Annotated in this window: 9 protein-coding genes; 3 read left to right on the forward strand and 6 right to left on the reverse strand. The window is 75.8% G+C overall.

Annotated elements, in window-relative coordinates; translation table 11 throughout:
• The first annotated feature begins 290 nt into the window (after positions 1–290).
• On the forward strand, positions 291–1,304 hold the full coding sequence (gene adhP / locus ACFV0G_RS17810) for an alcohol dehydrogenase AdhP (protein ID WP_380547962.1): 1,014 nt from the start codon (positions 291–293) through the stop codon (positions 1,302–1,304).
• Between the two features lie 115 nt (positions 1,305–1,419).
• On the opposite strand, the gene ACFV0G_RS17815 is transcribed toward adhP, so the two are convergent.
• Together ACFV0G_RS17815 and ACFV0G_RS17820 are read right to left on the reverse strand one after the other, a co-directional pair.
• Entirely contained in the window at positions 1,420–1,800 is a 381-nt protein-coding gene (locus tag ACFV0G_RS17815; RefSeq protein ID WP_380547965.1) for a DUF6188 family protein, read from the reverse strand.
• A 59-nt stretch (positions 1,801–1,859) separates the two neighbouring features.
• Positions 1,860–2,885, reverse strand: a complete 1,026-nt coding sequence (locus tag ACFV0G_RS17820) for an NUDIX domain-containing protein (protein WP_380547969.1) — start codon at positions 2,883–2,885, stop codon at positions 1,860–1,862.
• A gap of 106 nt (positions 2,886–2,991) precedes the next feature.
• Between ACFV0G_RS17820 and ACFV0G_RS17825 the strand changes: the two genes are divergently transcribed.
• Positions 2,992–3,342, forward strand: a complete 351-nt coding sequence (locus ACFV0G_RS17825) for a DUF488 domain-containing protein (protein WP_380547972.1) — start codon at positions 2,992–2,994, stop codon at positions 3,340–3,342.
• Positions 3,343–3,355: 13 nt separating this feature from the next.
• Positions 3,356–3,871, forward strand: coding sequence for a hypothetical protein (locus ACFV0G_RS17830; RefSeq protein ID WP_380547975.1), 516 nt, complete (start codon positions 3,356–3,358; stop codon positions 3,869–3,871).
• Positions 3,872–4,131: 260 nt separating this feature from the next.
• On the opposite strand, the gene ACFV0G_RS17835 is transcribed toward ACFV0G_RS17830, so the two are convergent.
• The 4 genes from ACFV0G_RS17835 to ACFV0G_RS17850 form a co-directional block, all read right to left on the reverse strand.
• Positions 4,132–4,323, reverse strand: a complete 192-nt coding sequence (locus ACFV0G_RS17835) for a YegP family protein (RefSeq protein WP_380547978.1) — start codon at positions 4,321–4,323, stop codon at positions 4,132–4,134.
• 255 nt (positions 4,324–4,578) lie between these two features.
• Positions 4,579–5,148, reverse strand: coding sequence for an SUKH-4 family immunity protein (locus ACFV0G_RS17840; protein ID WP_380547981.1), 570 nt, complete (start codon positions 5,146–5,148; stop codon positions 4,579–4,581).
• A 199-nt stretch (positions 5,149–5,347) separates the two neighbouring features.
• Positions 5,348–5,665, reverse strand: coding sequence for a DUF6191 domain-containing protein (locus tag ACFV0G_RS17845; protein ID WP_380547984.1), 318 nt, complete (start codon positions 5,663–5,665; stop codon positions 5,348–5,350).
• Between the two features lie 61 nt (positions 5,666–5,726).
• A complete protein-coding gene (locus ACFV0G_RS17850; protein WP_380547987.1) occupies positions 5,727–6,896 on the reverse strand; it encodes a copper resistance D family protein in 1,170 nt (389 codons plus the stop codon).
• Between the last annotated feature and the right edge of the window lie 172 nt (positions 6,897–7,068).

A 7,068-nucleotide genomic window follows, 5' to 3' on the forward strand; every position in this document is an offset into this window, starting at 1 on the left:
GGGCGGGGGGGGCGGCTGCGCTCTGTCACCCCGCCGCCCCGCCGCCCCGGCGCGGCGGCCCGGGGGGGGCGGCCCCCCCCCCGCGCGGGGGGCCCCCCCCAGGCCGGGTTAGCGTGGGCTCGCCGCCGCCCGTGCCGTGCGCGCCCTCGGCCGTGCCGCGCCCGTGCCCGTCCCGCGCGGGCCCGACGCCGTGCGGCCGCGGGCCCGGCCGTCCGCCCGCCGCCCCGCCCGGGGCCCCGGTCGCGGGGGCCGCGCGGCACCCCACCGTCCGACACCGGAAGGACGCCGCCATGAAGGCCGCCGTCGTACGCGACTTCACCGCACCGCTCACCATCGAGGACCGCCCGGTCCCGGAACCGGCCCCGCACCAGGTCCTGGTCCGCATCGAGGCGTCCGGCCTGTGCCACACCGACATCCACGCCGCGCGCGGCGACTGGCCGGTCAAGCCGAGCCCGCCGTTCGTCCCCGGTCACGAGGGCGTCGGCGTGGTCGAGCGGGCCGGCGCCCTCGTCCGGCACGTGCAGGTGGGCGACCGGGTGGCCATCCCGTGGCTGGCCGACGCCTGCGGCCGCTGCGACCACTGCGTCACCGGCTGGGAGACCCTCTGCCTGCAGCAGCACAACTCGGGCTACTCCGTGGACGGTGCCTACGCCCAGTACGCGCTCGCCCACGGCGACTACGTCGTTCCCGTGCCCGACGGCGTCGACCCGATGGACGCCGCCCCGCTCTCCTGCGCCGGCGTCACCACCTACAAGGCCGTGAAGGTGGCCGACGCCGGCCCCGGCTCCCGCGTCCTGGTCTCCGGCATCGGCGGCCTCGGCCACCTCGCCCTCCAGTACGCGCGGATCCTCGGTGCGGAGACCGTCGCCGTCGACGTCACCGACGCCAAGCTGGAGCTCGCCCGCGAACTCGGCGCCGACCACGTCATCGACGCCCGCCGGCAGGACGTGGCCGCCGAGGTGCAGAAGCTCGGCGGCGCCGACGCCGCCATCTCGCTCGCCGTCAGCAACGAGTCCTTCGCAGCCGCGTACGCGGCGCTGCGCCGCGGCGGCACGCTGGTCCTGGTCGCGCTGCCCGCCGACGGGGAGCTGGAGATCCCGGTCTTCGACACCGTGCTGAACGGCACCAAGGTCGTCGGCTCCATCGTCGGCACCCGGCAGGACCTCGCCGAGGTGTTCCGGCTGCACGCGCTGGGCCGCACCAGGGTGATCCGGGAGACCCGCCGCCTGGAGGACGTCAACACCTGCTTCGACCAGGTGCTCGCCGGCGAGGTCTCCGCCCGGCTGGTCTTCGACCTGCGCTGACGACGCGCTTGTGGTGACCGGCCTGCGCCGCCCGCCCGCGCGGGGGCGGCTGCTCGGAGGCAACTGCGCGTCGGCGGCTGCCCGGGGGCGGCTGCGCCGCCCGGCGGGCCGGTGGTCAGACCGCCAGGTAGCCGCCCGGCTCGGCGGTGAAGAGGGGCCCGGCCGGCCCGGCCACCCGCCAGGCGGCGGGCGCATCGGGACCGGCCGTCTCGGGCTGCACCGAGAGTACGCCGGCCGGGCCGAAGTCCAGTTCCAGCCCGCCGGAGCGGGTGACCCCGGCGGCCGCCACCCGGGCGCCGACCAGGGCGGCGAGCGACCCCGAGGGCGCCAGCGCCAGGCCCGGGTAGAAGTGCTCGACCTCGGTGGCCGTCCGCAGCCGGAAGTCGTTCTCGGCCGTGACCACGACGCCCCCGGACAGCCGGACCGTCAGCCGCCCCGCCACCGCGACCGACTCCACCCGCCGGCTGGCCAGCTCGGACTCGATCGCGCGGACCACAGGACCTCCTCGGGCGGGGAGCGCTCGCCGCTCCATTGTGTCCCCGTGGCGGTGCCCCGTCACACCGTCCGGACCGCCGGCGCGCCGCCGACCAGCTCGATCGGGCCACCCGGCGAGTCGCGGACGGCCAGGCAGGCCGCCGTCCGCGGCCCCGCCTCGCCCGCCTCCACCGGCCGCAGACCCGGGCCGGGCGGGACGGCCGTACCACCGTCGAACACGTACACCAGCCGGGCCGGACCGCCGCCGCCCGGCAGCCAGTCCAGGCCCAGCAGCCGCCCCGGCGGACCGCCCGGCAGCCCAGGACGGCCGGCGAGCACGCGGGCCGCCGCCTGCCGAGGCGTCTCCGCCTCCGCGGCCACCACCGCCCCCGGCAGCCGCGGCCCGCTGCCGTCGCCGTCCCCGTCCGCCGCGGCGTTCCCGTCCTCGGCCAGGACGCGGCCGGCCGCGTCGGTGGCGAGGATCCGGACCGCCACCCGGATCCGCGGGCGGGTCGCGATGTAGGTGGCCCGGTCCAGCGGCGGGATGACCGGCGGCCGGTCCCCGCCCGCCAGGTCGATCCCGTCGGCGGCGGTGTACGGCGGGGCCGGCTCGTGCGAGAGGAACACCCGGCTCTGGCCGACCGGCAGGCTGTCCTCCAGCTCCACCGGCCCCCACCCGGCCGGGGCCCTCAGGCAGGCCGCCACCCGCCGCGACAGCTTCGGCGGCAGGGCCGAGGCCGCCTGCCGCGGTGTGACGAAGGCGTACCCGCCGAGCTCGTCCTCCTGCAGCCGCACCGCGGCCAGTTGGCCGGCGGTCAGCGGGGCCGCCCAGTACAGGAAGGAGACGATCGGCGGCCGGAGGGCGTCCAGCGCCCAGTCGACGCAGGCCAGCGGACCCAGCTCGGCGCGCACCGCCATCTCCTCGGCGATCTCGCGCAGCGCGGTGTCGCGCGGGGTGGCGTCCTGCAGCTCCCAGCCCCCGCCGGGCACCTCCACGGGATGGCGCCGTTCGTACACCGCCCGCACCACCATCAGCCGGCCGGCGCCGTCGGGGAACAGCACCCCGGCGGCCGCCAGCGGATCCGATGCGGTGACCGCAGGCACCATGTCGCGTCCCCCGTGTGTAGACCGTACGGACAGCATCCGGGACTGCAATCCGGACACTCCGCAGCGTACGCACGGTGACCGCTCCGGCGGGCGGGATCATGGCCGGATGGCCGTCACATGTCGCAGGATCTACACCGCACCGGAGCCCGGCGAGGGGGCGCGGGTGCTGGTGGACCGGCTGTGGCCGCGCGGGCTGCGCAAGGAGGACGCGGGGTTCGACGAGTGGCTGCGGGCCGTGGCGCCGTCGGACGGGCTGCGCCGCTGGTACGGCCACGATCCGGAGCTCTTCGAGGAGTTCCGCCGCCGCTACCTCGCGGAGCTGGCCGAACCCGCGCCCGCCGCCGCCCTCGACCACCTGCGGCAGCTGGCCGCCGCCGGGCCGCTCGCCCTGCTCACCGCCGCGCGGGACCTGCCGATCAGCCACGCCGCGGTGCTCGCCGCGCTGCTGAACGGCTGACCGGGCCCGTCAGGTGCACCAGAACAGGAACGGCTTGCAGGTCTGCGACGGCCTCGGGGAGGGAGTGCGGCTCGGCCCCGAGGTCGGGTCGGACGAGGGCCGTGAGGTGCCGGAGGAGGCGGAGGGCGCCGGGGCGGAGGCCGCCGAGGACGTGCTCGCCGAGGCGCTGGGCCGGGCCGACGCCGACCGGGACGGCCGGGCCGACGCGGAGTGGGAGGGCGCCGCCGAGGTGCTCGCCGGCGCCGCCGCGGGGGAGTCGGTGCCGGCTCCGACCTGGTCCTCCACCGGGGCCGTCACGGGGTGGGCCGCGCCGCTGCTGCCGGGTGCGGCGAGGGCCAGCACCCCGGCCCCGCCGAGGGCCAGCCCGGCAGCGGTCAGCAGGACCGCCCGGCGGCGCCGCCGAGGAGGCTGCCTGCGCCGGCGGCGCGGCTCCGACGGACCGGAGCCCGACGGGGCGGTGGCGGGCCGGACGGTGGTGGGGCCCGGCTGCAGGGCACTGGCCGGTGCGCCGCAGCCCGGGCACGAGTAAGCCCCGTTGAGGTGGCGTCGGCACGGTGCGCAGTAGTCCATGGGATCTTCCCGGTCGGCTGTCGCGCCGTGGGGCGCGACCTTGGGACTAGGACCTTATGCACGGCACCCGAACGATCGACAGGTGTCACGTGTGAGGCTTTCGCGGAGATCCCATGGGTCTGCCATGGCCGCGCCACCTGCGTCGGCCGGTCCGCCGCTTCGCACACCAAGGGGCCGGCCGCCCCGATCGGACGGCCGGCCCGGCACCTCGGACCGCGGTCAGCCCTGCGATCCGGCGACCTCCAGCACCTGCGCGTACGGCGCGAGCTTGCGCAGCGACTCGATGCTCTTCAGGCAGTCGTCCTTGGACTCCTGCGGGTCGCCGGTGATCACCACCGCGCCGTTCGCGGCCTTCAGCCGGAAACGGTGGTTGCCGGACTCGTCGACGTACAGCTCGAACTTGCCTGCCATGGGAGTGTGCACCTCTCGTCGATTGGCCCCCTTAACGGGCACCGTAGGAGCACATCCCTTGCGCCGCACGGTGGATGGGGCGTTCGAGTGGCCACCGGTACCCGCATCGGAGCGCCACGTGGGACGTGCCGATCGCCCCGGCGGGCACCGTCGGTGGTCGGCCCCGCCGGAGCCCCACGGGTCGCCGTTCGCCCGCACGGCGGACTCCGACGCCGTCGGGGGACGGAGGTGTCGAGGACGGGAACTGGTCGGGACCTAGTACGGCAAGAGGTTGCGCACCTGTCGAAGGACGGCGAACCAGCAGGACTCGGGATTCTCCGTCGCGGCGGGATCGATCCGGCGCATGAGGTCCAGGAGCCGAGTTTCGGCACCCTGCGGGTCGACGCCATCCGTACCGGCTTCCGGGTCATAGTTCGGGCGTTCTTCCTCCAGGGCGTGCAGGAAGAAGGCGAAGGCGCCGATGCTGCTGTTGAGCAGGTGGGGGGCGCCGTCTTCCGGGATGCAGTACACGTCGCCGGTGACGGTGTCCACGGACACGTCGTCAAGCCCGATACCGCCGAGCGAAAGCCACGTCGACATGTCGAAGGGGCAATTCGGATACTTCTCGGCGACCGGTCGCCATGCCTCGCCGCCGATCCGCAGGTCGCCGTCCAGGAGGACCTGATCCGCCTCGAACCAGCCCATTCGGTCCGGCAACCCCACCTCGCGCAGGAAGGCACGGGTCGGCTCGTCGACGATGCCGTCGAGCGCATGGTCATCGGGAGTGACCAGCTCTTCGATGCCGAAGGCCGATTCCATCGCGTTCCGGTCAATCAAGGGGCTCATGGAATTCCGTACTCCAAGCGAGGCAGTCTCCGGCGGCCGCCCGCACCGAAGCGGTTCAGGTGCGGGCGCCCGAGGGCCTCCGTGGTCCGTGGGATCAGGCAGTGGTGGGGGCGGCCCGCTCGCGGCACGGTACGAGGCTCGGCCGCCGGCCGCGGGAGGGCCGCGCGATCGGCCGGACAGCGCCCGGCCGGCCCGCCGGTCAGGAGGTCCTCGGCAGCCGGATCACCGCCGAACCGCGCAGCAGGTCCACCCCGGTGCGGTTCGGCGGGGCGCCGTCCTCGTCCTCGTCGCGCAGGATCAGTGCGGACTGCCGTTCCCTGAGCTCGTGCTGCTTGCCCGCCGAGAAGGTCGCGTGCAACTGCTCGAACCCGGTCGCGGAGACCTGCCCCTGCCGGGCGCCCGTCCGCCAGGGCAGCAGCCCCGCCCGGCCGGCCCGCAGCAGCACCTGGTCGACCAGCGCGAGCGCGGTGAGCAGCAGCACCAGCCCCGGCAGCGTCATGAGGACGAGGAATCCCATCCGGCCAGTATCGCCGCCCGTCCTGCGCCCGGACCAGGGGCCGGACCAGGGGCCGGGTGCCTCAGGCGGGGGCGGGGGCGGGCCTGCGGGAGAGGGCTTCGGAGGCCTTGGCGGTGGCGTAGAGGGAGAGCAGCAGGGCCAGGACGAGGGCTGCGCCGGCGGCGAAGATGCTGCCCGAGGAGACCGCCTGTGGGTCGCCGGACTCGGAGCGGGCGGATCCGGCGAGGAAGGGGACGACGGCGAGGACGGCGGCGCCGAGGGCGACCTCGCCCCAGACGACGGCGGGGAAGTGCCGCAGGGTCAGGTGCAGCAGGGAGGCGGTGTCGTCGGCGCGGCGGGCGCGGGCGATGCGCGGCATCAGCCAGAACTGGTTGACCGCGCCGGCCGTGACCAGGCCCAGCACCAGAAGGATCTTGATGAGCAGGGCGAGGCCGTACCCGGTGGTCCACAGCTCGGCGATCCCGCCGACGTGCTTCCAGCTCAGCCACAGGCCGGAGACGAGGACGGCGCCCACGCAGACCATGGCGACCAGGCTGAAGCGCCGCCACATGTCGGCCCACAGCAGGCCGGCGCCGCCGCCGAGGAGCGGGCGGGCCGCGGCGAGGGCCGCCATCAGGGCGAGGCCGCCGAGCCAGACCGTGCCGCTGACGATGTGGATCTGGTCGAGGGCGAGGTCGAGCCAGCGGTCGCCGTCCCTGGGCCTGGTGGTCGGGACGGCCGCGATCAGGGTCACCGCGAGCGAGAGCGGCAGTGCGGTGAGCGCGACGGCGTCCAGGTGGCGGCGGACCGCCGGGAGGAACAGCGCCGCCAGCGCGGCGGACGTCAGCAGGAGCGCGGCGTTCTGGGCGAGGTAGACCGTGCCCTGGGCGATCCAGGCACCCTTGGCCGCGGGGACGGTGAGGAAATCCCAGAGCCGGTCGGGGGCGAGGGCGTCGGCGAACGGCATGCCCTTGCCGGCCCGGGCGAGCCGGGCGGCGAGCTGGAAGTACCCGGCGATCAGCAGGACCACGCCGGCAAGGGCGAGGTACGCCGCCGATCTGCGCCGGAGCACCGCGGTGTCGGCGGCGTCCGCCTGCGGGGCGCGCAGCGCCGGGCGGACGGTGGTGGCGTAGGTGACGGTGGCGCCGATGGCGCCGGACAGGCCGATGAAGTACCCGGACTTGGTCAGGATCCGCCAGAGCGGAGGCATGGTGTATCCGGCCGTGTTCGCGGCCAGCAGGGCACTGGTCATGTAGGTAAGGCTAACCTAAATTCCTGGAGGGTTGTCCAGGGTGCGTCGGCCGCGGGGCGGGGTCCGCGAGCCGCCCTCCGCCGCGCCCCCCGCCCGGCGCGCCGCGCCCCCCCCCCCCGGTGGTTAGCGGGGTGTTGTGTGGGGGGTAGTTTAGGTGAGCCGCCGCGGGGAG

This window comes from Kitasatospora sp. NPDC059571, from assembly GCF_042735675.1.
Classification (GTDB): Bacteria; Actinomycetota; Actinomycetes; order Streptomycetales; family Streptomycetaceae; genus Kitasatospora.